This is a genomic window from Reyranella sp. (assembly GCF_965249915.1).
Taxonomy (GTDB): Bacteria; Pseudomonadota; Alphaproteobacteria; order Reyranellales; family Reyranellaceae; genus Reyranella.
Map to the genome: position 1 here is coordinate 3,599,133 of NZ_OZ252257.1, position 25,200 is coordinate 3,624,332.

Annotated in this window: 16 protein-coding genes; 6 read left to right on the forward strand and 10 right to left on the reverse strand. The window is 66.2% G+C overall.

What is annotated here, in order from left to right:
* Positions 1-279: 279 nt before the first annotated feature.
* Complete coding sequence (locus ACP15H_RS17870) at positions 280-9,636, reverse strand: VCBS domain-containing protein (RefSeq protein ID WP_425067502.1); 9,357 nt, start codon at positions 9,634-9,636, stop codon at positions 280-282.
* A 420-nt stretch (positions 9,637-10,056) separates the two neighbouring features.
* Here ACP15H_RS17870 and ACP15H_RS17875 point away from each other — a divergent pair, with 420 nt between their 5' ends.
* On the forward strand, positions 10,057-10,773 hold the full coding sequence (locus ACP15H_RS17875) for a Crp/Fnr family transcriptional regulator (protein WP_425067503.1): 717 nt from the start codon (positions 10,057-10,059) through the stop codon (positions 10,771-10,773).
* A 54-nt stretch (positions 10,774-10,827) separates the two neighbouring features.
* On the opposite strand, the gene ACP15H_RS17880 is transcribed toward ACP15H_RS17875, so the two are convergent.
* Positions 10,828-12,435 (reverse strand): GMC family oxidoreductase, encoded by a 1,608-nt coding sequence (locus ACP15H_RS17880; protein ID WP_425067504.1) that lies wholly within the window; start codon positions 12,433-12,435, stop codon positions 10,828-10,830.
* 157 nt (positions 12,436-12,592) lie between these two features.
* On the opposite strand from ACP15H_RS17880, the gene ACP15H_RS17885 reads away from it, so the two are divergent.
* On the forward strand, positions 12,593-13,072 hold the full coding sequence (locus tag ACP15H_RS17885; RefSeq protein ID WP_425067505.1) for a MarR family winged helix-turn-helix transcriptional regulator: 480 nt from the start codon (positions 12,593-12,595) through the stop codon (positions 13,070-13,072).
* A gap of 18 nt (positions 13,073-13,090) precedes the next feature.
* Here the strand turns inward: ACP15H_RS17885 and ACP15H_RS17890 are convergent, their stop codons facing one another.
* Positions 13,091-13,870 carry an SDR family oxidoreductase gene (locus tag ACP15H_RS17890; protein WP_425067506.1) on the reverse strand — a complete coding sequence of 260 codons (780 nt, stop codon included), beginning with the start codon at positions 13,868-13,870 and terminating at the stop codon, positions 13,091-13,093.
* Positions 13,867-14,190, reverse strand: a complete 324-nt coding sequence (locus ACP15H_RS17895) for a nuclear transport factor 2 family protein (RefSeq protein ID WP_425067507.1) — start codon at positions 14,188-14,190, stop codon at positions 13,867-13,869. The genes ACP15H_RS17890 and ACP15H_RS17895 overlap by 4 nt, the downstream gene beginning before the upstream one ends.
* Before the next feature lie 103 nt (positions 14,191-14,293).
* Between ACP15H_RS17895 and ACP15H_RS17900 the strand changes: the two genes are divergently transcribed.
* The 3 genes from ACP15H_RS17900 to ACP15H_RS17910 all read left to right on the forward strand — a co-directional run bounded on the left by ACP15H_RS17900 (position 14,294) and on the right by ACP15H_RS17910 (position 17,255).
* A complete protein-coding gene (locus tag ACP15H_RS17900; protein WP_425067508.1) occupies positions 14,294-15,217 on the forward strand; it encodes a LysR substrate-binding domain-containing protein in 924 nt (307 codons plus the stop codon).
* Positions 15,218-15,488: 271 nt separating this feature from the next.
* Positions 15,489-16,463, forward strand: a complete 975-nt coding sequence (locus ACP15H_RS17905; RefSeq protein WP_425067509.1) for an efflux RND transporter periplasmic adaptor subunit — start codon at positions 15,489-15,491, stop codon at positions 16,461-16,463.
* 162 nt (positions 16,464-16,625) lie between these two features.
* A complete protein-coding gene (locus tag ACP15H_RS17910; RefSeq protein WP_425067510.1) occupies positions 16,626-17,255 on the forward strand; it encodes a MarC family protein in 630 nt (209 codons plus the stop codon).
* Positions 17,256-17,259: 4 nt separating this feature from the next.
* Here ACP15H_RS17910 and ACP15H_RS17915 read toward each other — a convergent pair whose 3' ends face one another.
* The 6 genes from ACP15H_RS17915 to ACP15H_RS17940 all read right to left on the reverse strand — a co-directional run bounded on the left by ACP15H_RS17915 (position 17,260) and on the right by ACP15H_RS17940 (position 23,473).
* On the reverse strand, positions 17,260-19,386 hold the full coding sequence (locus tag ACP15H_RS17915; protein ID WP_425067511.1) for an adenylate/guanylate cyclase domain-containing protein: 2,127 nt from the start codon (positions 19,384-19,386) through the stop codon (positions 17,260-17,262).
* 9 nt (positions 19,387-19,395) lie between these two features.
* Positions 19,396-20,130 carry an RraA family protein gene (locus ACP15H_RS17920; protein ID WP_425067512.1) on the reverse strand — a complete coding sequence of 245 codons (735 nt, stop codon included), beginning with the start codon at positions 20,128-20,130 and terminating at the stop codon, positions 19,396-19,398.
* 72 nt (positions 20,131-20,202) lie between these two features.
* Positions 20,203-21,132: a branched-chain amino acid ABC transporter permease gene (locus ACP15H_RS17925; protein ID WP_425067513.1), complete on the reverse strand. Its 930-nt coding sequence runs from the start codon at positions 21,130-21,132 to the stop codon at positions 20,203-20,205.
* Positions 21,129-22,010: a branched-chain amino acid ABC transporter permease gene (locus ACP15H_RS17930; RefSeq protein ID WP_422010982.1), complete on the reverse strand. Its 882-nt coding sequence runs from the start codon at positions 22,008-22,010 to the stop codon at positions 21,129-21,131. Before ACP15H_RS17930 ends, ACP15H_RS17925 begins: the two co-directional genes overlap by 4 nt.
* A gap of 7 nt (positions 22,011-22,017) precedes the next feature.
* On the reverse strand, positions 22,018-22,722 hold the full coding sequence (locus tag ACP15H_RS17935) for an ABC transporter ATP-binding protein (protein ID WP_425067514.1): 705 nt from the start codon (positions 22,720-22,722) through the stop codon (positions 22,018-22,020).
* Positions 22,715-23,473 carry an ABC transporter ATP-binding protein gene (locus ACP15H_RS17940; protein ID WP_425067515.1) on the reverse strand — a complete coding sequence of 253 codons (759 nt, stop codon included), beginning with the start codon at positions 23,471-23,473 and terminating at the stop codon, positions 22,715-22,717. The genes ACP15H_RS17935 and ACP15H_RS17940 overlap by 8 nt, the downstream gene beginning before the upstream one ends.
* A 124-nt stretch (positions 23,474-23,597) precedes the next feature.
* Here ACP15H_RS17940 and ACP15H_RS17945 point away from each other — a divergent pair, with 124 nt between their 5' ends.
* Positions 23,598-24,824 carry an ABC transporter substrate-binding protein gene (locus tag ACP15H_RS17945; protein ID WP_425067516.1) on the forward strand — a complete coding sequence of 409 codons (1,227 nt, stop codon included), beginning with the start codon at positions 23,598-23,600 and terminating at the stop codon, positions 24,822-24,824.
* The last annotated feature ends 376 nt before the right edge of the window (positions 24,825-25,200 follow it).

The following is a 25,200-nucleotide window of genomic DNA, read 5'->3' on the forward strand; positions in this document are numbered from 1 at the left end:
GCGACGTGCTGGAAGGACAGATACCTTACGCAACGATTAGCTGTTGCATTCTTCAGGTAGCCTCACCTCGGTCTTACAGAGAGTTTCGTGAAAACCTCAGGGCCAATCGCCCACAAGCGCCGCATGCGTGCGGATAGCCGCGGCCGGCTTCAAGGAAGCCCGTCCCTTTTCAACAGGATGGGCGGCCGCCTGGCCAACCTCGGACACCCCAATCGACTGCGCGAACGGCCCCGGAGCGGCTCACGGCCTCCCGGGGCTCATGCGCGTCCGTCTTCTCGGTCAGACGACCCAGAAGCCATGGTGATCGATCACCCCCGTCGGCGACGTCAGCGTCGCGAACTGGGTGGCTCCGCCGGCCGCCGCGCCGTTCGCGTCGTAATACAACGCACCCGATGCGCTATCGTAGACGATCTGCGGTGCGGCCCCCGTCGCCGTGTTCAGGGCAAAGGCATCGGACGAGAGGAGGCCTCCCGCGTCCGTGGCGAGGCCCGCGAAGATCGTCGAGGAAAGCTCGACGACATCGCCTTGAGCCACGTTGAAGTCGGTGATCTTGTCGACGTTGCTCCTGCTGTTGAGCGCGGTGCTGAAGACGAAGGTGTCAGCGCCGTCTCCACCGATCAGCGTGTCGTTGCCGGTGAGACCATTCAGCCTGTCGTCGTGGGCCGTACCGACGATGGTTTCGGCCGCCGTCGTGCCGGTTACGTCGTAGGCGGCATTGCCCAGACCGCTGATGCCAGCCGAGGCGCCGACCTTGGCGATTGCCGACAGCGTACCGGTCAGCAGCGTCAACGACGATGCATCGATCACGCCTGTCGTCTTGCTGTCCAACAAGCTCAACGACGTCGCGGTCGCGGTCGTATCGGACAGCGTGACGGCCTCGTTACCTCGGCCGCTGATGCCGGCGGCGGTATAGGCAACGTTGAGATCGGCCAGCGCCCCCGTGACCGTAAGGACCGACGTCATGTTGACCGTACCGGTCGTCAGGTCGTTCAGCCCGTTCAGGTCCGTGGCGGACGCTGTCGTATCCGACAGCGTCATCCCCTCGTCTCCCAGGCCGGTGATGCCCGAGGACATATAGGCCGTGTTGAGGTCGGTCACCGTGCCGCGCAAGCCTGTCGCCGACGAGGCATCGATCAGGCCGGTCGTCTGCAGGTCCAGCGCGTTCAGCCCGGCTGCCGACACCGAAGCGTCCGAGAGAGTGACGCCCTCGTTGCCCAGTCCGCTGATTCCATCCGAGGCGTGCGCGGCGGTGACCGCCGACAGCGTACCGGTCAGCAGCGTCACGGACGAGGCGTCGATCATGCCCGTCGTCTTGGTGTCCAGCGACATCAACGAAGCCGCGTTCGCCGCCGTGTCGGACAGCGTGATCGCCTCGTTGCCCCTGCCGCTGATGCCGGCGGCGGTATAGACAACGCTCAGATCCGCCAAAGCCCCGGTGATCGTCTGGACCGATGACATGATGAGCGTGCCGGTCGTCGCGGAGTTGAGCGCGTTCAGGTCGGTAGCCGCCGCCGTGATGTCCGACAATGTTACCGTCTCGTCTCCCAGGCCCGTGATCCCGGAGGACGCATAGGCAGCAGAGACGTCGACGATCGTACCGAGCACACTGGTGGCCGACGAGGCATCGATCGCGCCGGACGTCAACAAATCCAGAGCATTCAGTTCGGCGGCCGACATCTTCGCGCTCGACAGCGTTACCGCCTCGTCGCCCAGGCCGCTGATGCCGGCCGAGACGAACGCTGCGACAACATCGGCCAGGGTACCCGTAACCAGCGTGACCGCCGAAGCGTCGATCACGCCCGTCGTCTTGCTGTCCAACGTATTGAGGACAGAAGCGACCGCCGTGGTGCTCGACAGCGTGATCGCCTCGTCACCCCTGCCGCTGATCCCGGCAGCGGAATAGGTAACGCTCAGATCCGCCAATGCCCCGGTGACCGTCTGGACCGATGCCATGTTGACCATGCCGGTCGTCGCCGCGTTGAGCGCGTTCAGGTCCGTGGCAGCCGCGGTCGTATCCGACAGCGTGAGAGCCTCGTTGCCTCTGCCGCTCAGTCCGCTCGCGGAATAGGCAAGGGCCAGATCCGCCACTGCCCCGGTCACCGTCTGGACCGCCCCCATGTTGACCGTGCCGGTGGTCAAATCGTTGAGCGCGTTCAGGTCCGTGGCGGCCACGGTCCTGTCCTGCACGTTCAGCACCTCGTCACCGAGGCCGCTGAGCCCGGAGGACGCGTAGGCCGCCTTGATGTCGGAAACCGCACCGACCACGCTGGTGAGGGACGAGGCGTCGATTGTGCCGGACGTCAGCAGGTCCAGCCCATTCAGCCTGGCGGCCGACATCGACGGGTTGGTCAGTGCGACCGCCTCGTCGCCCAGACCGCTGATCCCGCTCGAGGTCAGGGTCGTAACGACATCTCCCAGGTTGCCCGTAAGCAGCGTTGCCGACGAAGCGTCGATGATGCCGGTCGTCATGCCGTCCAGCGCATTCAGGTCGAGGACCGCCAGCGTCGAGTCGGACAAGACCGCGGCCGCTCCTCCCAGTCCGCTGATGCCCGAAGACGAGAAGGCGGTCGAGACGTCGGCGAGGGCACCGGTGACTGTCGTCACGCGCGATGCATCAATGACTTCCGCATGCGCCACATCCAGGGCGTTGAGGGCACTGGCGGCGACGGTCCCGTTCAGGGTGCCGCTCACTGTCCAGCTGACGCTGGCCGGCGTGCTCAGCAGCCCGTCCGTCACCTCGTAGTCGACCGTCACCGTCGTGCTGTCGTCCAACGAGAGGTAGGCGTAGGCCGCATTCGTCGGATCCAGCGTGAAGCTGTGCGTGTCGGGATCATAGGTTACGCCCGGCGGCAGTGTGCCCGGCAGGCCCGTCACCGACAGCGTGTCCCCGTCGTCCACCGCGGTCGCATTCGCCAGCGCGTCCAGCGTCGAGACCACGCTGTCCTCGGTCGCCGAACCCGTCACCGTGCCGCTGACGACCGGCGCGTCGTCCGCGCCGCTCACCGTCCAGCTCACGCTGGCCGGCGTGTCGTTCGTGCCGTCAGACACCGTGTAGTCGATCGTCACCGTCGTGCTGTCGCCCAGCGCCAGGTGCTGGTAGGCCGCATCCGACGGATCCAGCGAGAAGCTATGGGTCAGCGCGTCGTAGGTGACGCCCGCCGGCAGTGTGCCCGGGACGCCCGTCACCGACAGCGTGTCCCCATCGTCCACCGCGCTCGCATTCGCCAGCGCGTCCAGCGTCGAGACCGCGCCATGATCGGTCGCCGAACCCGTCACCGCACCGCTCACGGCCGGCGCGTCGTCCGTGCCCTCGACCGTCCAGCTCACGCTGGCCGGCGTGCTCAGCAGCCCGTCCGTCACCTGGTAGTCGACCGTCACCGTCGTGGTCGCACCGTCCGCCAGATGCTGGTAGGCCGTGTTCGACGGATCGAGTGAGAAGCTGTGCGTGAGGACGTCGTAGGTGACGCCCGGCGGCAGTGTGCCCGGCACGTCCGTCACCGACAGCGTCTCCCCGGCATCCACCGCGCTCGCGTTCGCCAGCGCATCCAGCGTCGAGACCGCACCATCCTCGGTCGCCGAACCCGTCACGGCGCCGGTGACGACCGGCGCGTCGTCCGCGCCACTCACCGTCCAGCTCACGCTGGCCGGCGTGTCGTTCGTGCCGTCAGACACCGTGTAGTCGACCGTCACCGTCGCGCTGTCGCCCAGCGCCAGGGACTGGTAGGCCGCGTTCAGCGGATCCAGCGAGAAGCTGTGCGTAAGCGCGTCGTAGGTCACGCCCGGCGGCAGTGTGCCCGGCAGGCCCGTCACCGACAGCACGTCGCCGTCGTCCACCGCGGTCGCATTCGCCAGTGCATCCAGCGTCGAGACCGCTCCGCCGTCGGTCGCCGAACCCGTCACCGCGCCGCTCACCGACGGCGCATCGTCCGTGCCGGTCACCGTCCAGCTCACGCTGGCCGGCGTGCTCAGCAGCCCGTCCGTCACCTGGTAGTCGACCGTCACAGTCGTAGTCGCACCGTCCGCGAGATGCTGGTAGGCCGCATCCGTCGGATCCAGCGTGAAGCTGTGGGTGAGCGCGTCGTAGGTCACGCCCGCCGGCAGTGTGCCCGGCACGCCCGTCACCGACAGCGTCTCCCCGTCGTCCACCGCGGTCGCATTCGCCAGCGCATCCAGCGTCGAGACAACACCGTCCTCGGTTGCCGAACCGGTCACGGTACCGGTGACGGTGGGCGCATCGTCCGCGCCAGAAACCGTCCAGATGACGCTGGTCGGCGTATCGCTCGTGCCGTCCGTCACCGTGTAGTCGACCTGCACAGTCGTGCTGGCGCCCGGCGCCAGGTGCTGGTAGGCCGCGTTCGACGGATCCAGCGTGAAGCTGTGCGTGAGCGCGTCGTAGGTCACGCCGTCCGGCAGGACCGCCGGCACACCCGTCACCGACAGCGTGCCTCCGTCATCGACCACGCTTGCGTTCGCCAAGGCGTCCAGCGTCGAGATCGCGCCGTCCTCCGTCGCTGCATCCGTCACCGCACCGGTGACGATGGGCGCGTCGGCCGCACCACTGACTGTCCAGCTCACGCTGGCCGGCGTGTCGTTCGTACCGTCCGTCACGGTGTAGCTGACAATCACCGTCGTGGTGTCGCCAAGTCCAAGCGAACTATATGCGACATTCGACGGATCCAGCGTGAAGCTGTGGGTTCCGGCATCATAGGTCACGCCCGCCGGCAGCGTCGCCGGCACACCCGTCACCGAAAGCGTGCCCCCGTCGTCCACCAGGCTCGCGTTTGCCAGCGCGTCCAGCGTCGAGACCGCGCCATCCTCCGTCGCAGCGCTCGTCACCGCACCGCTCACGGCCGGCGCATCGGCCGTGCCGGTCACCGTCCAGCTCACGCTGGCGTCCGTGCTCAGCAGCCCGTCCGTCACCTTGTAGTCGATCGTCACCGTCGCGGTCGCGCCGTCCGCAAGGTGCTGGTAGGCCGCGTTCGACGGATCCAGCGTGAAGCTGTGGGTGCCCGCATCGTAGGTCACGCCGGCCGGCAGCGTCGCCGGCACGTTCGTCACCGACAGCGTGTCGCCGTCATCCACCGCGCTCGCGTTCGCCAAGGCGTCCAACGTAGAGACCGCACCGTCTTCCGTCGCTGAACCGGTAACCGCAGCGCTCACATATGGCGCGTCGTCCGCACCCTCGACCGTCCAGCTCACGCTGGCCGGCGTGTCGCTCGAGCCGTCAGACACCGCGTAGTCGACCTGAACCGTCGTGCTGTCGCCCGGCGCCAGGTGCTGGTAGGCCGCATCCGACGGATCGAGCGAGAAGCTGTGGGTGCCGGCATCATAGGTCACGCCCGCCGGCAGCGTCGCCGGCACACCCGTCACCGACAGCGTGTCGCCGTCGTCCACCGCGCTCGCATTCGCCAGTGCGTCCAGCGTCGAGACCGCGCCATGATCGGTCGCCGACCCCGTCACCGCACCGCTGACATAGGGCGCGTCGTCCGTGCCGGTCACCGTCCAGCTCGCGCTGGCCGGCGTGCTCAGCAGCCCGTCCGTCACCGTGTAGTCGACCGTCACCGTCGTGGTCGCACCGTCCGCCAGATGCTGGTAGGCCGCGTTCGACGGATCCAGCGTGAAGCTGTGGGTGCCCGCATCGTAGGTGACGCCCGCCGGCAGGGTGCCCGGCACGCCCGTCACCGATAGCGTGTCGCCGTCGTCCACCGCGCTCGCATTCGCCAGCGCGTCCAGCGTCGAAGTCGCACCGTCCTCTGTCACCGAGCCCGTCACCGTGCCGCTGACGTAGGGCGCGTCGTCCGCGCCCTCGACGGTCCAGACGATGCTGGCCGGCGTGTTGCTCGTGCCGTCAGACACCATGTAGTCGACCGTCACCGTGGCGCTGTCGCCCGGCGCCAGGTGCTGGTACGCCGCATCCGACGGATCGAGCGAGAAGCTGTGCGTGGCCAGATCGAAGGTCACGCCGGCCGGCAGCGTCGCCGGCACGTCCGTCACCGACAGCGTGTCGCCGTCGTCCACCGCGCTCGCGTTCGCCAGCCCGTCCAAGGTCGAGGGCGCACCATGATCGGTTACCTCGGCTGTCACTGCACCGCTTACAGAGGGCGCGTCGTTCGTACCGGTCACCGTCCAGCTGACGCTGGCCGGCGTGGTAAACAGACCGTCCGACACCTTGTAGTTTACCGTCACGGTGGTCGTCGCGCCGTCCGCCAGATGCTGGTAGGCCGCATTCGACGGATCCAGCGTGAAGCTGTGGGTGCCCGCATCGTAGGTCACGCCGGCCGGCAGCGTTCCCGGCACATTTGTCATCGACAGGGTCTCGCCGCCGATCGGGGTGGACGACGCCAAGGCATCGAGCGTCGAAGTCGCCGCGTCTTCCGTCGCCGAGCCCGTCACCGCCCCGCTCACCGACGGCGCGGTCGTGTCCACGGTCACATTGAAGCTGCTCGACGCCGAGCTCGCGTTGCCGGCGACGTCGATCACCTTCGCGTTCAAGGCATACGCGCCGTCCGAGAGCACGCCGGTCGCCACATTGGCGAAGCCGTTCGTGATGTCGCCCGCCGTCAGTGTGTAGGCCGAGCCCTGCGCCGTCGTCGCGTCGAACAGCTGGACCTGGTCGCCCGCCACCGCGTTGGTGCCGGTGAGCGACACCTTCACCGTCAGGTTGGTATCATCCGTCCGGGCGCCCGAGGACAGCGCGCCGGTAACGCTGCCCACGTCGTCCGTCACCGACGTGATCGATGGCGCACTCGGCGCCGTCGTGTCCACGGTCACATTGAAGCTGCCCGACGCCGAGCTCGTGTTGCCGGCGGCGTCGGTCACCTTGGCATTGAGCGCGTAGCTCGTGCCGTTCGACAGCACGCCGGTCGCCACATTGGCGAAGCCGTTCGTGATATCGCCCGCCGTCAGCGTGTAGGCCGCGCCCTGCGCCGTCGTCGAGTTGAACAGCTGGACCTGGTCGCCCGCCAGCGCGTTGGTGCCGGTGAGCGACACCTTCACCGTCAGGTTGGTGTCGTCCGTCCGGGCGCCCGAGGACAGTGCCCCCGTGATGCTGCCCACGTCATCCGTCACCGACGTGATCGATGGCGCACTCGGCGCCGTCGTGTCCGCCGTCACGCTGAAGCTGCTCGACGCCGAGCTCGCATTGCCGGCGACGTCGATCACCTTGGCATTCAGGGCGTAGGTCGTGCCGTCCGACAGCACGCCGGTCGCCACATTGGCGAAGCCGTTCGTGATGTCGCCTGCCGTCAGCGTGTAGGCCGTGCCCTGCGCCGTCGTCGCGTTGAACAGCTGGATCTGGTCACCCGCCACCGCGTTGGTGCCGGTGAGCGACACCTTCACCGTCAGGTTGGTATCATCCGTGCGGGCACCCGAGGACAGCGCCCCCGTGACGCTGCCCGCGTCGTCCGTCACCGACGTGATCGATGGCGCACTCGGCGCCGTCGTGTCCAGTACGTAGGACTGCGTCTTGGCGGTGCCACCGTTGCCGGCTGCATCCACGACGCGTGCGCTCAACGTGTTCGAACCCGTAAGGGTCGCGCTCGAGAGGCTGAACGTGCTCGAACCCACGGCCGACTGGTCGGCATACTTCCATGTGGTGCCGCCATCCAGCGACACCTGGACGGTCTCGCCAGCCGCGAGATTCGTGCTCAACGTGCCGCTAATCGTCTGCGCGGCCGTCCTGGTGATGAAGTCCGTACCCGACGAGCCCGTATCCGCCGAGAAGGCGAGTGTCGAAACCGTGGTACCGGGCGCCGTCGTATCGGTCGTCGTGCCGGTCGTAAAGTAGATGTTCGAGCCATTGAACGATGTCACGCCCGCATAGGCGTTGCCCGCCGCGTCCTTCAGCGCGGTATTCGTGATATCGACGTCGTATGTCCTTGAGTTTGTAAGATTGCCCGACGGATCGATGATCAGCTTGTTGCCCGCGATCGTCCAGGTGCCGCTGCCGGTACTGAAGGCTCCGCTCGTGGCGCCAGCCGTCAGCGTCATGACGAAAGTGTTTGTACCCCCCTGCTGGACCGTGACCGTGCCGCCACCGGCATAGACGGCCTCACTGAAAGTGAGGACGATGCTGTTGTTCGTCGAGACGCTGGTCGCGGCCGCCGCCGGGAAGGAACTCGAGAGGGTCGGAGCCGCGGTGTCGATCGTAATCGTGTTCGACGGCCCTGCCGTTCCGACGTTGCCGGCCGAATCCACCAGTCGCAAGGCGAGTGCGTGGTCCCCGGCCGCAAGCGTGGACAAGGTGATCGACTTGGTCGTCCCCGACCAGGCGCCGCCAGAGAGGTCGGCCACCTGGACAACATACGTACCGGCCACGGCGTTGGAATTGCTCGTGTCCACAACCTGGATCACGTCGCCCGCCGACATCGCGATGCCGTTGAGCGAGCTGGTCGTGACGGTGGGTGTCGTGACGTTGGTGATCTCGTCGCTGGAACTCACGCCGCTGTCGCTGGCGGTAGCGAGCACCAGGGTCGACGCAGAAAGGCTGGACGGCGCCACCGAATCATATGTGAACGTGAACGTCGTCGACGCACTGACATTGCCGGCGAGGTCCGTCTGGCGGACATAAACGGTGTTCGATCCCTGCGTCAGAGCCGGCGCCGAGGAGGCCCAGTTCGTGCCGTCGGCACTGTACTCCACCGTGGCACTCGCCTCGGTGCCGCTGACCGTCAGCGTGCCAACGTTCGTGATCTTGTCGCTGCTGCTCGAGCCGCTGTCCGTCGCCAGGGCTACGGTCGGCGCCGCCGCCGTCGTGTCGTATGTATAGGTGTTGCTGTAGACCGTACCGTCGTTGCCAGCCGTATCGGTGACCTTGACGCGCAGGGTGCTGCTGGTGGTCAGGGTCACCCCCGAGAGAGACCATGTCGACTGTCCCACCGTCGCGGTCGCCGACTGCCACGTCGTGCCGTTGTCGAGCGAGACCTGCACCGTCTCGCCGGCCGCGAGGCTTGCGCTCAGCGTGCCGCTGACGGTTTGCGAGGCTGTCTTGGTGATCAAGTCCGAGCTCGAGGAGCCGGTGTCCGCGCTGAATGCAGCGCTTGCGATCGTCGTCGTTGGCGCAACGTTGTCGTAGGTGAAGGTGAAACTGGTCGCCGTACTCACGTTACCTGCAACGTCAGTCTGGCGGACATAGACGGTGTTCGAGCCCTGCGTCAGCGCCGGCGCCGACGTACTCCAGCCGCTTGTGCCGTTCGCGCTGTACTCGACCGTCGCCCCCGACTCGGTGCCGGACACGCTCAACGTGCCAACCTTGGTGATGTTGTCGACGGCGCTCGCGCCACTGTCCGTGGCAAGCGCTACCGTCGGCGCGGCCACCGTCGTGTCGATGACGACAGCCTGGGTATCCCGCACACCGCTGCCGACATTGGTATTGCTGGTGTTGACGACGACGCTGTGGGAGCCTTCTGCCAGAGCGGTGCCGTACGTGTACGTCCAGGCCGCATTGGTCCTGTTCGCTGATGCGGAGATCGTTCCGATGAGCGTGCCGTCGATCCACAGGTACAGATTCGCGCCGCCCGTATTATTCGACGTATAGACGCCAGCGAACGTCAAAGTCGTGTCGTTCGTGGTGAAATCGGTGCTGCTCGAGCCGGAGTCCGTGCTGATGGAGCCGATAGAAGCCGAAGTAACAGACATGTCCCACACTCCCAGGTCGGCACTTGCGGTGCCCACGATTGCCGAGCCGGTTCTCGTCCCACACGATTGCCGGATCGCTCTCCCGTTCACGGCGCTATCGAGTGACGGCGCGGGGAAGAGTCCGATCCAACTTAGTGAGACACCAAGAAGCGCGGTGCGTCTGTAGACGCACTGGGAGAGAAATATTTCGTCTTGACTGCGATAATGAATCCACACCAGAGTGGTGCGAGTTCGCTAGCGTACGATCCTGATACTGCTTGCCCCCAAAGCACCATGATCAGGTCTCGAGTGACAGATCAAACCGCACCGATGTGGCGATAGTGCCTAAACGACAGGCAAAAACCCGACAAATACTTGCAGTGTATATGCGATCATACAGAGCCGCCTGCCGAAACGTCGTTGCCGAGGGTAACGTCCGAAATGCGCGCTTCCTTTCAAGCCCCGAGTGAGCGCGCGGTCGGGCAGGCGCCTCAGGGCGTGCTTCCTGCGGTTCCGCAACAGGTAACCCCAACCCTTAAGTCGCATGCCCGCCACGTTTCCCTGAAGGCCGGCCAGATCCTGTTTCACAAAGGTGATGCGAGCGACGGTTGCTACTGGATCAACCGTGGGATCCTGAAAGCGACCTCCATGTCGCCCAGCGGTGAAGAGCGTATCCTCGGATTGCTCGGGCCAGGCGAAGTCGTCGGCGAGCTGGCCATGTTGGACGAAGGTCCGCGGTCGGCAACGGTTCAAGCCATCCGTCCGAGCGAACTGTATTTCGTTGCGCGCAATGGTCTCAACGCCCTCTTCCTCACCGACAGTGCCCTGCTCCAGCAGTTGCTGGATACGCTGGTCCGTCGCCTGCGGAAGGCGGACGAAGAAGCCGCAGCAAGCTTCCAGCCGATAGGCGTCCGCGTGACGAAGGCGCTGGTCGAGATGATGAACCTGTTCGGCGAGAAGGAAGATCCCGCGGGCAGAGTCGTCGTAACGCGGCACCTTCGCCAGACGGATATCGCGGCACTCGCGGGCGTTTCCCGCGAAAGCGTCACTCGGGTCATCGCCTCGCTGAAGAGGCAAGGCGTACTGGAACAAATGGGTCGCTTCTCCTATCGCATCGATTGCGTCCGCCTGGAGAGGGAAGCGCAGGGGCAGCAGTAGGCGAGCCCCCTGCGGAAGCCAACGCCGGGGCCCGAGGGCCCCGGCACCGGCGCATCAGAGACCGTGGTCCTCCCGCATCATCTCCGCGGCGCGTTCGCCGATGATGGCGCAGGGCGCCTGGGTGTTGCCGGTGGTGACCCGCGGCATGATCGAGCCGTCGGCCACCCGCAGCCCGCTGACGCCGTAGACCCGCAGCGTCGCATCCACGACCGACATATCGTCCTGCCCCATCCTGGCGGTGCCGCTCTGGTGCCAGTAGGTGACGGCCGCGTCGCGCACATAGGCTTCGAGCTCATCGCCCTTCACGTCGCCCGGCATGGCTTCGCTGGTGACGAAGGGACGGAAGGCCTGCGCATTGCCCAGGGCGCGGCAGAGCTCGATGCAGGACGCGGCCGTCGTCATGTCCCGGGCGTCGGACAGGAAGTTCGCGTCGATCGCCAGTGCCGCGGCCGGATCGGCGCTCTGCAGGCGCAGGCGGCCCCGGCTCTCGGGATGGGCGAGGCCCGCGAACATCGTCCAGCCGTGAGCCGGCACGCCGCGCGACGCCGTGCGTTCGCTCGGCACCGGGAACTCGACCTGGCAGAACAGCAGATCGGGCGTATCGAGGTCGGGACGGCTCTTCCAGTACATCGTCGCCTCGCTGCCGCTGTTGCGCGGAGCCAGAGGCTCCGACAAGGCCCAGGTACAGCCGAAGGACACATGGTCCTGCAGGTTGCGCCCGACGCCCGGCAGGTTCTGAACGACCGGGATCCCGAAGCGCTCCAGCTGGCGACGCTCGCCGATCCCCGAATGCATCAGGACCTTGGGGGTCTGAATAGCACCGAGCGACAGCACGACTTCCATCCGCGCGCCCACGCTCATGCGCCGCCCGCCGTACACGAGCTCCACCCCGGTCGCCCGCGTGCCCTGGAAGACCACCCGCTGCACGAGCGCACCCGTGAGCACGGTCAGGTTCGGGCGATCGAGCCACGGATGGACGTAGGCGCGGTACAGCGACTGGCGCCGCCCGTCGCGGACCAGCATGTCGGTGATCGCCGCGCCGCCCTCCTCTTCCATCATCCGCCCGTTGGGATGATCGAACACGGGGATGTCGAGTTCGCGCGCGGCGTCCAGCATGGCCAGCGCGAGCGGGCTCGGCGAGGCAGCCGGCTGCACCCAGACCGGCCCTGCGGTGCCTCGGTATGCGGGGTCGGGAGCACCCTGCCAGTTCTCGATGCGGCGATAGATGCCGAGCACGTTTTCGTAGCCCCAGCGCGGATCGCGGGCCTCCGACGCGAAGAACTCCCAGTCGCTCTTATGTCCGCGGGCCCAGACCATCACGTTGATGCTCGACCCGCCGCCCAGCCCCTTGCCCATCGACATCGGAATCTCGCGCCCGTTGAGATGGGGATTGGGCTGCGCCTGGAACCCCCAGTCGCGCTCGCTGCCGAGATTGGTGGGCCACAGGGCCGGGTTCAGGACGGAGTCGGACTCGTCGCTGCCGCCCGCCTCGAGCAGCAGGACCTGGGCGTCGAGATTCTCGGCCAGCCGGCGGGCGATCACGGATCCGGAGGAGCCGGCACCGCACACGATGAAGTCGTAGCCGGAGCGGAGCGCCGCCGTCAGACGCGCCTGATTTTCCCGCCCGCGCCGGGCGAAGTCCGAAACAGCATTGTCGGTCATGAGAGTGGCTCCTTGGGTTAAAATATTGCGATATTATTTATTGCGATATCTATTAGCTGGTATCGGCAGGCAGACTTGTCAATCGCGATAATTATCGCGATATACTTTTTCCGGCCGAGGCGCCGGGCCACGGTCCCGGCGAGCGCAGGAGGCGAACGTGAAGAAGGCGAAGAACGGGACCGGCGCGCCGGTCCCCCTCGAGGAGCAGCTCTGCTACTCGATCTATTCCGCCAACATGGCGATCCAGCGCGCCTACAAGCCCCTTCTGGACGGTCTGGGACTCACCTATCCCCAGTACCTCGTGCTCAACGTTCTCTGGGTCGAAGATCGCCGGGCCGTCGGCGTCATTGCCGACCAGCTCGGCCTCGAGTCGAGCACGCTGACGCCGCTGCTGAAGCGTCTCGAAGAGGCAGGGCTGGTGCGCCGGACCCGCAATCCGGAGAACGAGCGGCAGGTCCTCGTGGAACTGACGGAACAGGGCGATCTGTTGCGAACCAGGGCCGGTTGCCTGGGCGAGGCGCTGCTTACGGTTTCCGGCGAGACGGCGCCGCGGCTGGCGGCCCTCAACACCCATGTCCGGCGCCTGCGCGACGCGATCTATGCCAGGATCGGCGGCTGGAACCTCTCGGGCCGATAGCATCGCTCGTGCTCTCCCTCAGGCGGTCGGAATGGTGCCGCCGTCGATCACGTACTCCGCACCGGTGATGGTCGCGGCGCGCGTCGAGGCGAGGAAGGCGATGAGGTTCGCGACCTCCTCCGGAGCCGAGGGACGGCCGATGGGAATGCCGCCCAGCGCCTTCATGATGATCTCCCGGCCGCCCGCGCTGTCGACGCCGGCGTCGCTCGCGATCCGCTCCGTCAGCCGTAGGGCGGCTTCGGTCTCGATCCAGCCCGGCGACACGCGCACGACGCGCACGCCCTTCGGTGAGACCTCCTTCGAGAGGCTCTTGCTGTAGGTGGAGAGCGCCGCCTTGGCCGCGGCATAGGCGGTCGTCGACTCCGGCAGCGGCAGCCGGCTCTGGATCGAGCCGACATGGATCACGACCCCGCGCCCCCGCTCGACCATGGCGGGCACGAGCGCGCGGTCGAGCCGGACGGCGGGCATCAGGTTGAGCTCGAGTTCCCTCGTCCATTCGGCGTCGCCCAACGCTGCGAAGCCGCCGGCCGGCGACGATGAACCACCGAGCATGTGGACCAGGATGTCGATGTCGCCGAGCCGTTCGCGCGCTGCGGCAGCCAGGTCGGCGCAGCCCTCGGCCGTGGTGAGATCAGCGGCGACGAACTCGGATGCCGGCAGCGCCTCTGGACGCGATCGCGCCGTCGTGAGGACCTGCGCACCGAGTTGACGGAAGAGCGCGACCGTCGCCGCGCCGGCGCCTCGCGTGCCCGAGGTGATCAACGCAGTCCTGCCTTCGAGATCGAGAAAGCTGCTCATGCGCCGATCCTCAGCGCCGCGATCCGCGAGTCGGCGAGGCGGAAGGCGAAGGTGAGCATCGCGGGGCTCCCAGGAAAGCGTCCGGTCACCCTGGCGCGAACGAGGGTCAGCCCCTCCTCCTCCCGGACTTCGCACGGCTCCGCCGTATGGCCGTACTGCGCCTTGGCGGCACGCCACCACGCGCCGATGGCGGCATGACCGGCATGCGTCCTGCCCTCGTCGGTAACGACGGCATCGGGCGCGAAGGCCTCCAACGGCGCGTCATCGCCACCGGCCTGGTCGGCCTCGAAGTAGATCTGGAGGGGCGTGGGCAGCTTCATGGTCTTCTCCCTGCTGAGTGTGTCCGACGCGAACCATGTAAGCGTGGACAAGCGTCCCGATTAGAGGGACAAATCGGGACGTGTAATTCCCTTTTTCGGGATAATGAAAATCTCCCGCCTCCTCCTCAACGAGCTCGATGCCGTGGTCGCGATCGCCCGCGAGGGGTCGTTTCGCGGCGCCGCGTTGGCGCTCGGCATGTCGACGACGGGGCTGAGCAACGCCGTGGCGAAGCTGGAGGCGCAAGTCGGCGTGCGCCTGTTCAACCGGACGACGCGCAGCGTGTCCCTGACCGACGCGGGCCGCGCCTTCGTCGAGCAGGTGAACCCGGCGTTGCGCGACATTCACGGCGCCCTCGACGCCGTCCGATCCCAACAGGCGACCCCGTCCGGGACGCTGCGCATCAACGCCTTCGCCGCCGGTGCGCGCGAAATCATCTCCCCGCTCGTTCTCGAGTTCCTGCGCCGGCATCCCGACGTGCATGTGGATCTCGTGACCGAGGGCCGCCTGGTCGACATCGTTGCCGACGGCTTCGATCTCGGTGTCCGCCGGGCAGACCTTGTGCCCGCCGACATGATCGCCGTCCCGCTCGGCCACCCTCAGCGCCATGCCGTGGTCGCCTCGCCCGCCTATTTCAAGCAGCACGGAAAACCGCACGCGCCGACCGATCTCGCCGGACAACTATGCATCCGGACCCGTCTGCCGAACGGATCGCTGTTCAGATGGCACTTCGAGAAACGCGGCGAATCGGTTCAGATCGATGTGAGCGGGCCGATCACTCTCGACGAAGCCAGCCTGGCGCGCGCGGCGGTTCTCGAAGGTATCGGCATCGGGTTCTTCCTGGAGCAGGACGTGCGCGCCGACGTGGCGGCCGGTCGCCTCACCCGCGTACTCGAGGACTGGACGCCGCCGATCGCCGACCTCTGCCTCTACTATCCGGGTCGGCGCAATCCATCGGCCGCTCTCAAGGCGTTCGTTGATCTCGCCCGCGACCTCGGGAAAAAGGCCAAGGCCCGCAACGGTGGCTGATCCTCTCCATTGAACCAAAGTATAGCGAGGCTAGACCAACGAGCCCGGCTCATAGCCTTTCTGGTGAGGTCCCTCCGGACGCCCGATGCGGTACGCAGCTTCATCCTGCTCAGGAGGCTGCACCATGCGTCTTTCACCTCTCGATCTCATCGGACGCAAGACACGGGCGATTCGTGTCGCGACGCTCATACTCTCTTTCTCAATCGGCGCGGCTGGGCCGACCTGGGCGCAATCGTCTGGCTCACGAACGGCAACGCCAAACGAGGCCCCAATGCCCGTGGTCACGGCGGCGGCGGCAATCCGCGAGGTTCCGATCTATCTGAAGGGAATCGGTGAAGCGGTCGCCAGCAGGACCACCGTCGTTCGCAGCGGGATCGCGGGCCGGCTTTCGGAGATCGCCTTTACCGAAGGCCAGCCGGTACAGGCCGGCGACCTCCTCGCGCGACTGGACTCCCGGCCCTTCCAGGCCCAGCTGGATCAATCCATTGCGATCCGCGACCGCGATCAGGCGCTTCAGGCGCTTCAGGCGAGTACGCCCGCGTCGAAGGTGCAGGCGCACCTGCTCGAACGCTCGATCGCAAACGATGAGGCCCGTGTCGAACAGGCTCGCGCCGAGCGGAATGCCACCGACATTCGCGCGCCCGCTTCGGGCGTTGTCGGCAGGCCACTGCACCGCATCGGCGATATCATCACGCCCGGCGACAAGACGGGCCTTGTCGTCATCAGCCGGATCGACCCCATCTCCGTGGTCTTCACGCTGCCGGAAATGTTGCTGCACACGGTCCCGCCGCAATCGAACGGGCATCACCTCATCCGAGTACGAGCCTACGGCAAGGACAGGCTTCATCCGCTTGCCGAAGGTCGCCTGGTCCTCGGCGACGATGGGAACCCGCAAGAGACGCGGACCGGACGCCTCGTGGCCACGTTTCCCAACACGGATCGCGCCTTGTCGCCCGGCCTGTCCGTCGACGTGGTGGTTCGCGGGAATGGATCACGTGCCGCCCTGACCATTCCCTTGGCTGCCATCCGGCAATCCGACGTCGGCTATTACACCTACATCGTCACCGAGAGCGAAACGGCACACGTCCGGCCGCTCATCCTGGGAACGACCAGCGATGACGTCGTGGTGGTCCGTGAGGGCCTCCGGCCAGGCGATGTCGTGGTGACCGATGGTCAGGATCAGCTGAGCGAGGGTAGCCACCTGGCCATTGTCGCGGGTCCGTCGCCCAGAGCAGCCCTGGAGTGAACGAGAGCGAACGCAGATGGGGTTTTTGCGCTTCTGGATCGGGACCGTGTGACCTAGACTCTCGGATCTACGTCGCAAGCGGCTTCCAGAGACAGAGAGCGTGGCGTCAATTCTCGCCGGGCCGGCCGTCTTCCCTGAGGCACAACAGCAAAGGACAGCCGCGTGGCGCCGACCTTCCTCAACCACTTCTTCTACGAGTTCGTCACCCTGATCGTGATCCTCGATCCGGTGGCCACGGTGCCGATCTTCCTCATGGTCACGGCCGGGCTGCCAAGGCGGCAGTCGCTGCTGGTCGCGGCCTATGCGGTGGGTGTTGCGTTCCTGATCATGCTGTTCTTCATCCTGGTCGGACGGCCGCTTCTGTCGGCCCTCCATATACCGATGGCCTCGTTCCAGCTTGCAGGCTCGCTCATCCTGCTGCTGTTCGGGCTCAAGATGGTGCTCGGCAAGGTGACCGAGGAAGCCGCCTCCATGCCGGCCGACGCGACGCCGTTGCAGCGGGCCGTCTTTCCGCTGGCCGTTCCCGGAATCGCCGGCGCAGGCGCGATCCTCACGGTCGTGCTACTGACCGACAACACCGTGCGTTCGTTTGGCGAGCAGGTGACGACCACGGCGATCCTGGCGCTCTGCCTTTGTCTTCTCTTCGCGGCCTATGCGCTCGCCGGCACCCTGTTCCGCCTGCTCGGCAAGCCGGGCATCGAGATCGTGAGCCGCGTCTTCGGTCTCATCCTGTCGAGCATCGCCGTCACCGGACTCGTAATCGCCATCAAGTTGAGCTTCGGCCTCGGCTGAAGGCTCAGAGCCTCAACACCCAGGCCTCGACTTTGCCCTTGCCCTTGACCTCGAGCTCGCCGCGCGCCTCGAAGACGAACTGGTCCTTGAGCTTCTCGTAGACCGGGCGCGTGACCTGCACCGAATCGGGAATACCGCCCGACTCCATGCGGCTCGCCAGGTTCACGGTATCGCCCCACAGATCGTAGATGTACTTGCTCTTGCCGATCACGCCGGCCACCACCGGACCGCTGTTGATGCCGACGCGCAGCTTCATCGACACGCCATGCTCCATCGCGTGCTCGCGCGTGATGTGGACCATGCGGATCGCCATGCGCACCATGCGTTCGGCATGGTTGGGCACGGGAACCGGCAGGCCGCACACCGCCATGTAGGCGTCGCCCACCGTCTTGATCTTCTCGATGCCCAGCTCGCTCGCCGCGACATCGAAGCGGGTGAACAGGCCGTTCAGCAGGGTGACGACCTCGGACGGCGGCATTTCCGACGACAGCTGGGTGAATCCGACGAGATCGGCAAACGCGACCGTCACTTCCGCGAAGCCGTCGGCGATCCCCTTCTCGCCGCCGCGCAGGCGGTTGGCGATCGGCGCCGGCAACACATTGAGAAGCAGCTCCTCGTTCTCGCGGTTCTTCGATTCGATCACGACGTTCTTCTGGTTGATGTCGTCGATCATCCCGTTGAAGGCCAGGCAAAGCTGCCCGATCTCGTCGCGCGTCCGAACCGGGACATGCGCTTCATGATCGCCCGCCGCGAAACGGCGCACGCCGGCGGTCAGCTCGCGCAGCGGGCCGAGCAGCGAGCGCGACAGCCAGGCGCCCGTCAGGATCACCACGAGGAAGGCGATGGCGCCCACGATCAGGAGATCGCGCTCCAGTCGATAGACCGGTGCGAAGGCCTCCGCCGCGTCGATCTTGGCAACGAGCGCCCACTTCACGCCGGGAATCCTGATCGGCCCCCACGAGGCGAGCGTCGGAACGCCGCGATAGCCGACGACCTCGCCGACTCCCTCCACGCCGCCGATCGCTGCGCGGGTCGCGGGCGTGTCGGCACGCTGGTGAAGGATGGGCGACCCGAATCGCTTGATGGCGGCCAGCTCCTCTTCGGACGCGCCTCCCGCCTTCAGCTCGGAGAAATAGAGGTCGGCATTCTCGAAGTAGTTGCGGCCGCTCGAGCGCACCAGGAAATCCGGCCCGATCAGGTAGGCCTCGCCGGTGGCGCCGAAGCCCTCGTTGCGCCAGCGCCGACCACCGGTGACGATGGCGTCGATCTCCTCGATCGACAGTTCGGCGACCAGCACGCCGGTCACGACGCCCCGGTCGATCACCGGCGCCGCCATGAAGGCCGAGGGGAGACCCTCCGCGGGCAGGTAGGCTGAGAAATCCTCGAGGCACGTGGCCGACGGGTCGGGCGACGTCGCACAACGGGCCGCGGCGGCCGCCAGATTGGAATGGCGATAGGGGCCCGCCCGCAGCGATGTCGCGAAATCGGGGTCCTTGTCGACGGTGTAGATCAGCCGCCCGGTCCGCGGGTCGACGATCATGAAATCCTGGAATCCCAGGGTCGCTCCCGCCGTCCGCATCAGCGGATGGTAGATCGCGTGGACCTTGCTGTAGGCGCTGCCGTCGCCCGGGTTGTCGAGCAGATCGCGCCGCCCCTCGGGATGCGGATTCTTGACGATGTAGAGATCCTGCAGGAAGTACGGCGCGGCCGTCATCGGCAGGTATTCGTCCGCGCTCACGTCCTTGCCGAGCAGCTTGCGCACCATCGGCATGTACTGGGCGTCGTACCATCCGTGCACCGCCTGCTTCACGTCGGCGGGCACTTCCTTTGCGTCCAGTTCGTCCACCGCCTCGCGGAAGCCGCGCGTGGCGTCGACGACCATCTTCGAGGCCGCGAGCAGCCGGACCTCGTTACGCACGGTGCGGAAATACGACTCGACCTGGTGGGCCTTGGTCTCGCGCGCCGCCGTGAGCTGGGCGAAGATCGCGCGCTCCAGCGCCTCTCGGGCGCGGATGTAGCCCAGGACGCCGGTGATCATGACCGCGACCGCGCCCAGCAGCAGCAGGATCGCGAACAGCTTTGCCGCCAGGCCCCAGCGTACAGGCCGTGGCTCGGCGACCGTCTCGGTCATGCCGGGCCTCTATCCTTTTTTGGCGCCGTAGGTGCCGCCCGAGTTGATCGCCCGGATCTCGGCCGCCGTCTTGGCCTTGCGCATCTTCTCGAGCTTTTCGGCCTCGTCGGCCAGCATCGCCTGGGCGTTCTTCAGCACCGCACGGGCATGCTGGGCGGGGAACTTGACCGCGCCGTTCTCGTCCATGTGGATCAGCTCGCCCGGCGCCACGTCCATGCCGCCGACCGACACGGGTGCGTTGACCGACTGCACCGCCATTTCGCCATGGCCGGCCGTGACGCCGCCGAGCAGCATCTGAAACTTCATGCGCCGGATCGCGTCGACGTCGCGCGACGGGCCGTTCGACAGCAGGCCGACGCAGCCCACCGCCTGCATCGAGGTCGTCATCATCTCACCGGCGAGGCCCGCCTTGTTCATCAGCTCGGGCGGCCACTTCTGCTGGATGACCAGGATGGTCGGCTTCTTCATGGCATCGAGCGCGTCGACCACGTCCATGAAGTTGAGCCGGCCGGCGAAGTTCGGATCGGGCAGCCCGTACACGCAGGTGACCGCGTAGCCGATGATGGCGCCCATCTCGGGGTACATGCAGCGGATCGACGTGTCGGTGTACCAGTTCTCGGTCCAGGGATTGTAGAGGCCGAGACAGAGGGGATTCTTCGGATAGGTCGCGACCACGTTGGTGATGGTCGGCGTATCGATCTTGCGCAGCTCGGCAAACAGCTGGTCTTCGGAAAGCTCGGTCATGTCGATGGTTTCCCCTGGATACGGGCTCGTTCTTCGCGCGAATGAACGCGGCGGGCAAGCCCCGCCGGTCGCTCAGCGGGCCTGTCGCCGTTTCCACCATTCCGCGAGCTCGCCGACGACGCCCTTGCGGAAGGCGAGCACGATCACGACGAAGATGGCGCCCTGGATCACCAGAACGAACTCGCCGGTCGCGGCGAGGTAGTTCTGCATCGTGATGATGATGAAGGCGCCGACCACCGGACCGACGATCGTGCCCAGCCCGCCGACCAGGGCCATCAGCACGACCTCGCCCGACATGGCGGCACTCACGTCCGTCAGGGTCGCGAACTGCAGCACCATGGCCTTGGTCGCCCCGGCGAGGCCCGCCAGGGCCGCCGAGAGCACGAAGGCCAGCAGCTTGTAACGGTCGGCCTCGTAGCCCAGCGACTGAGCGCGCTGTTCGTTGTCGCGAATGGCCTTCAGCACCTGGCCGAACGGCGAATGGATGATCCGGTAGATGGCGCAGTAGCCGAACACGAAGATCGCCAGCACGACGTAATAGAGGACGCGGTCGTCCTTGGTCGGAATGAGCCCACCCAGCAGCGCCTTGCGCGGAATGCCCTGCAACCCGTCCTCGCCATGCGTGAACGGCGCCTGGACGCAGAAGAAGTAGATCATCTGCGCGAAGGCCAGCGTGATCATGGCGAAGTAGATGCCCTGGCGACGAATCGCCAGCGCGCCCGTGACCAGCCCGACCAGCGCGGCGCCGCAGACACCGGCCAGCAGGCCGAGTTCGGGCGGCATGTCCCAGGCCTTCACGACGTGACCGAAGAAGTAGCCCGCCGTGCCGAAGAACATGGCATGGCCGAAACTCATCAGGCCGACATAACCCAGCAGCAGGTTGAAGGCGCAGGCGAACAGCGCGAAGCACAGCGCCGTCATCAGGAACACCGGATAGGCGAACCAGGGCGCGGCCAGCGCCAGCGCGGCCAGGATCGCGACGAGGAGGCGTTGCGCGTTCATTTCGTCTGCCCGAAGAGGCCGGCCGGCTTGACCAGCAGGACGAGCGCCATGACGACGAAGATCACCGTGTTGGAAGCCGGCGGATAAAAGACCTTGGTCAGGCCCTCGACGAGGCCCAGGCCAAAGCCGGTGACGATCGAGCCCATGATCGAGCCCATGCCGCCGATGACCACGACCGCGAAGACGACCAGCACGAGGTTGACGCCCATCAGCGCCGAGACCTGCTGGATCGGCGCGGCGAGCACGCCGGCGAGAGCGGCGAGCGCCACGCCCAGCCCGTAGGTGAGCGTGATCAGCCGCGGCACGTTGATGCCGAAGGCGCGGACCAGCGTCGGGTTCTCGGTGGCCGCGCGCAGGTAGGCGCCGAGCTTGGTGCGCTCGATGCCATACCAGGTGGCCAGGCAGATCACGAGCGCCGCCACGACGACGAAAGCGCGATAGGTCGGCAGGAACATGAAGCCGAGATTGAAGCCGCCCGGGATCGGGTTGGGATAGGGCGCGCCGGAGGACCCCCACTTCCACTGGAAGAGGCCTTCGATCACCAGCGCCAGGCCGAAGGTCAGCAGGAAGCCGTAGAGATGATCGAGATGATAGATGCGTTTCAGCATCAGTTTCTCGAGCACGATGCCGAACAGGCCGACGATGACCGGGGCGATCACCAGCGACGCCCAGAACGGCACGTCCAGCAGGCCGAGCAGCAGCCAGGCCGCAAAGGCGCCCATCATGTACTGGGCGCCGTGCGTGAAGTTGATGACGTTCAGCATGCCGAAGATCACGGCGAGGCCGAGGCTGAGCATCGCATAGAAGGCGCCGTTGATCAGGCCGAGCAGGAGCTGGCCGAACAGCGCCTGGGGAGGAATGCCTAGAAGTTCGAACATGGCGGCCTCATACCCCCAGATAGGTTTGCAGCTTGCCGATGCTCTGCTGCACGTCGCCCGAGGCGACCGTGTCGATCACGCGGCCGTCTTCCATGACGTAGTGGCGGTCGGCGACCGTGGCCGCGAAATGGAAGTTCTGCTCGACCAGCAGGATGGTGAAGCCGCGGCTCTTGAGCTGGCGGATGATCTCGCCGATGCGCTGGACGATCACGGGCGCCAGGCCCTCGGTCGGCTCGTCGAGCAGCAGCAGGGTGGCGCCGGTGCGCAGGATGCGCCCGATGGCCAGCATCTGCTGCTCGCCGCCCGAAAGCTTGGTGCCCTGACTGGACCGCCGCTCCAGCAGGTTCGGGAAGAGCTTGTAGATTTCATCGATGCTGAGCCCGCCCGGCTTGACGACCGGCGGCAGGCGCAGGTTCTCGTCGACGTTCAGGCTCGAGAAGATGCCCCGCTCCTCCGGGCAGTAGGCGATGCCGAGTCGGGCGATGTGGTCCGACTGCATGCCGATCGTCTCCTTGCCCTCGAAGGCAATCGAGCCGGTGCGCTTGCCGAGAATGCCCATGATCGACCGCAGGGTCGTCGTCTTGCCGGCGCCGTTGCGCCCGAGCAGCGTGACGAGCTCGCCGCGGCGAATCTCGAAGTCGACACCGTGCAGGATGTGCGACTCGCCGTACCAGGCCTGCAGGCCTGCGACTTTCAATAATGTCTCAGCCATGACCGGTTCCGACATAAGCCTCGACGACGGCGGGATGCTTGGAAACCGTGGCGTACGGCCCCTCGGCCAGCACTTCGCCGCGCGCCAGCACGGTGATCGTGTCGGAGAGGTCGGCGACGACGGACATGTTGTGCTCGACCATCAGGACGGTGCGATCCTTGGAAACGGTGCGGATCAGGTCGGCGATGCGTTTGATGTCCTCCTGGCCGAGGCCGGCCATCGGCTCGTCGAGCAGCATCATCTCGGGTTCGAGCGCCAGGGTCGTGGCGATCTCCAGCGCGCGCTTGCGGCCATAGGGAAGGTCGACGGCCTGGGCCTCCGCGAACTCCGCGAGCCCGACGGCGGCCACCAGCTCCAGCGCCCGCGCGTCGAGCCGGGCGAGCACGCTTTCGGAGCGCCAGAACTGGAAGGAGATGCCCAGCTTGCGCTGCAGGGCGACGCGGACGTTTTCACGAACACTGAGATGGGGAAACACCGCCGAGATCTGGAAGGACCGCGCCAGGCCCATGCGCGCGATCGCCGCCGGTGAACTGCCGGTGATGTTGCGTCCGTTGAAGTGAATCTGGCCGGCGGTCGGCGACAGGAAGTGAGTCAGCAGATTGAAGCACGTCGTCTTGCCGGCACCATTTGGCCCGATTAACGCGTGAATTGTATGACGCTTGACGCGCAGATTGACGTTCTTGACTGCGATGAAGCCCTTGAACTCCTTCGTCAGCCCGGACGCCTCGAGAATTATTTCTTCTTTGGCCATCGGCTCTCCCTGTGTCGCGAATAAATCGAAGCTTTGAGCCGCTGTCCAGCACTGGCGTCGCGTCCGACAGATGGATAGATTTCCGACCACTAGAAACGGGGAAAACATTGGGAGGATTAAAACCGTGAAATTCACAACCAGTATCAGACATGCCGGAGCGGCCGCCGCCGTCGCCGGTCTCGCCGTCATCGGCCTGGCGGCCTATGCGCAGGCCCAGGCTCCCCAGCCGCTGAAGATCGGCGTCATGGAAGGCTTCTCGGGCGTCTACGGCGACCTCACCCAGGGCGAGGTCGAGGCCATGCAGATGGCGATCGACGATTTTGGCGGCAAGGTTCTCGGCCGTCCGATCGAGATCCTGCAGGCCGACCACCAGACCAAGCCCGACGTCGGCGCGGCGATCGCCCGCAAGTGGTACGACGTCGACGGCGTGAAGATGATCACCGGAATCGGCACCTCGTCGGTGGCGCTGGCCGTGCGCAAGATCGCCCAGGAAAAGGGCATGATCGACATCAACACCGGCGCGGCCTCGGCCGACCTGACCGGCGCGGCCTGCTCGGAGACGGGTGCGCACTGGGTGTACGACACCTACTCGCTGGCCAAGGTGACCGGCGGTGCGGTCGTGAAGGACGGCGGCGACTCCTGGTACTTCCTCACCGCCGACTACGCCTTCGGCCACGCGCTCGAGCGCGACGTGACCGCGGTCGTGACGGCGGCCGGCGGCAAGGTCCTGGGCGGCGTCAAGCATCCGCTCAGCACGCAGGACTTCTCGTCCTTCCTGCTCCAGGCCCAGGCCTCGAAGGCCAAGGTCATCGGTCTCGCCAACGCGGGCCAGGACACGATCAATTCGATCAAGCAGGCCGGCGAATTCGGCATCACCAAGTCCGGCCAGCGCCTCGCCGGACTGCTCGTCTTCTCGACCGACGTGGCCGCGCTGACCCTGCCGGTGGCGCAGGGCCTCGTGCTCACCGAGGCCTTCTACTGGGATCTCAACGACGAGACCCGCGCCTGGACCAAGCGCTTCCGGGCCAAGAAGGACAAAATCCCCAGCATGCTGACGGTCGGCGTCTACAGCTCGACCCTGCACTACCTCAAGGCCGTGCAGGCCGCCGGCACCGACGAGCCGAAGGCGGTGATGGCGAAGATGCGGGAGATTCCCGTCAACGACGTCATGACCAAGAACGGCAAGCTGCGCGAGGACGGCCGCCTGGAGCGCGACATGTACCTGTTCCAGGTCAAGACGCCGGCCGAGTCCAAGAGCAAGGACGACATCTACAAGCTGATCGCGACGGTTCCGGGCAACGAGGCCTATCGTCCGATGAAGGACGGCAATTGTCCGTTCGTGAAGAAGTGATCCTTCGCGGATCGTGACAGAGAAAGGGGCGCCGCGAGGCGCCCCTTTTTTGTGCCGCCTTTCCATTCAATTCGGGCTATCGCATATGCCTTAACGGGCCGCAGTGGCTGGCGTCCTGAGAGTCTGGCCGGAAATGAATGCAGCTAAAACAAGGGGCTATGAACATCCCCAATAACCTCACCCCTGAGGAACATCGCGCAGCGATGTGTCTCGTCGCGCGGAGTAACCTCCGCGCTGGGGTGGGAACGCGCACCTTGCCTGTTGCCCATCCTTCGAGACGCCGCGCAAGGCGCGGCTCCTCAGGATGAGGTAAGTGATTGAATCGATTCAATTCATTTCCGGCCAGCCTCTGAGGAAGGAAAGGTCCCTCGCTTAC